The organism is Neomesorhizobium albiziae (assembly GCF_900114255.1).
Taxonomy (GTDB): domain Bacteria; phylum Pseudomonadota; class Alphaproteobacteria; order Rhizobiales; family Rhizobiaceae; genus Neomesorhizobium; species Neomesorhizobium albiziae.
In genome coordinates this window covers 1-2,500 of the sequence record NZ_FOSL01000003.1, presented here as the reverse complement: position 1 = coordinate 2,500, position 2,500 = coordinate 1, and the positions used below count along the sequence as shown (strand labels likewise).

General features: G+C 54.9%; 1 tRNA gene and 2 rRNA genes (1 of these 3 cut by a window edge). All 3 read left to right on the top strand.

Going from position 1 to position 2,500, the window contains the following annotated elements:
* A 23S ribosomal RNA gene (locus tag F3H98_RS06465) occupies window positions 1-1,756 on the top strand; it begins 1,164 nt to the left of the window's first position.
* 255 nt (window positions 1,757-2,011) lie between these two features.
* Window positions 2,012-2,126, top strand: a 5S ribosomal RNA gene (rrf, locus tag F3H98_RS06460).
* A 225-nt stretch (window positions 2,127-2,351) separates the two neighbouring features.
* A tRNA-Met gene (locus tag F3H98_RS06455) sits at window positions 2,352-2,428 on the top strand.
* Window positions 2,429-2,500 lie beyond the last annotated feature (72 nt).

Genomic DNA, 2,500 nt, shown 5'->3' with positions numbered 1-2,500 from the left:
TGGCTAAGTGGGAAAGGATGTGAGGATCCCAAAACAACCAGGATGTTGGCTTAGAAGCAGCCATCATTTAAAGAAAGCGTAACAGCTCACTGGTCTAAATAAGGGTCTTTGCGCCGAAAATGTAACGGGGCTAAAGCCATACACCGAAGCTTTGGATTGCAATATTCCTTCGGGAATATGCAGTGGTAGCGGAGCGTTCTGTAAGCTGATGAAGCCGTACCCGTGAGGGGCGGTGGAGGTATCAGAAGTGCGAATGCTGACATGAGTAACGTAAGGGGTGTGAGAGACACCCCCGCCGAAAGTCCAAGGGTTCCTGCTTAAAGTTAATCTGAGCAGGGTTAGCCGGCCCCTAAGTCGAGGCAGAAATGCGTAGACGATGGGAACCACGTTAATATTCGTGGGCCTGGAGGTAGTGACGGATCTCACAAGTTGTTCAGACTTATTGGATTGTCTGGGCAGCGGAGAGGTTCCAGGAAATAGCTCCTCCTTATAGACCGTACCCGAAACCGACACTGGTGGACTGGTAGAGTATACCAAGGCGCTTGAGAGAACTATGCTGAAGGAACTCGGCAAATTGCACGCGTAACTTCGGAAGAAGCGTGACCCCTTTGCACGCAAGTGCATGGGGGTGGCACAGACCAGGGGGTAGCGACTGTTTATCAAAAACACAGGGCTCTGCGAAGCCGCAAGGCGACGTATAGGGTCTGACGCCTGCCCGGTGCTGGAAGGTTAAGAGGAGGGGTGCAAGCTCTGAATCGAAGCCCCAGTAAACGGCGGCCGTAACTATAACGGTCCTAAGGTAGCGAAATTCCTTGTCGGGTAAGTTCCGACCTGCACGAATGGCGTAACGACTTCCCCGCTGTCTCCAGCATAGACTCAGTGAAATTGAATTCCCCGTGAAGATGCGGGGTTCCTGCGGTTAGACGGAAAGACCCCGTGCACCTTTACTATAGCTTTACATTGGCATTCGTAGTGGCATGTGTAGGATAGGTGGTAGGCTTTGAAGCAGGGACGCCAGTTTCTGTGGAGCCACCCTTGAAATACCACCCTTATCTCTATGGATGTCTAACCGCGGCCCGTTATCCGGGTCCGGGACAATGTATGGTGGGTAGTTTGACTGGGGCGGTCGCCTCCTAAAGAGTAACGGAGGCGCGCGATGGTGGGCTCAGACCGGTCGGAAATCGGTCGCTGAGTGCAATGGCATAAGCCTGCCTGACTGCGAGACTGACAAGTCGAGCAGAGACGAAAGTCGGTCATAGTGATCCGGTGGTCCCGCGTGGAAGGGCCATCGCTCAACGGATAAAAGGTACGCCGGGGATAACAGGCTGATGACCCCCAAGAGTCCATATCGACGGGGTTGTTTGGCACCTCGATGTCGACTCATCGCATCCTGGGGCTGGAGCAGGTCCCAAGGGTATGGCTGTTCGCCATTTAAAGCGGTACGTGAGTTGGGTTCAGAACGTCGTGAGACAGTTCGGTCCCTATCTGCCGTGGGTGTAGGAATATTGAAAGGATCTGTCCCTAGTACGAGAGGACCGGGATGGACGGATCTCTGGTGGACCTGTTGTGGCGCCAGCCGCATAGCAGGGTAGCTATATCCGGACGGGATAACCGCTGAAGGCATCTAAGCGGGAAACCCACCTTAAAACGAGTATTCCCTGAGAGTCGTGGAAGACCACCACGTTGATAGGCCGGGTATGGAAGTGCGGCAACGCATGAAGTTTACCGGTACTAATAGCTCGATCGGCTTGATCGTTCTCATTATCCATGTCCATCAAACCAGCGCTCACACATGAGCGGGCCTGACGGCCCTATGCTCCGCGAGGGCGCCGGACGACCGGCGACGCGCAGTCGCGCTTGCGGGCTTGGCCCGAAGCAGATGCGATGTCGCCAAGGCACAAGAAAGACCAGCGAATAGCCCGCAGAGGCAGCAATAGGGTTCTCCCTATTCGCTACTCTCTATTCCCTATTCGCTCAAAACAGCTTCTCGAATATACGTGCGTTTCGCTGACCTGGTGGTTATTGCGGAGCGGCTGCACCCGATCCCATTCCGAACTCGGCCGTGAAACGCTCCAGCGCTGATGGTACTTCGTCTCAAGACGCGGGAGAGTAAGTCGCTGCCAGGTCTGCGAAACGCACGTAAAATCTTCTCTTGTCGAAAAACCGCCAGACAGGCGGCAAAGGCCGCCCAAAGCGGCCTTTCGTGTTTGACGGAAGCAAGCAATCCTGTAAGCATATGCTTACGCAGCCGAAAGCCGGAAACATCGCCAGACGATGCTTCGGCGACAGGCTCAAAACTTCCGCAGGCAAACGCCTGCAACACCGCAGGCAGCGCCTGCAAAAACAAATGGCGCGGGGTGGAGCAGCCCGGTAGCTCGTCAGGCTCATAACCTGAAGGTCACAGGTTCAAATCCTGTCCCCGCAACCAAATACCAAAGGCCCGCAATCGCGGGCCTTTGTCATATCAAACACCAGGGCTGCTCTCATCGAGCAGCCCTTT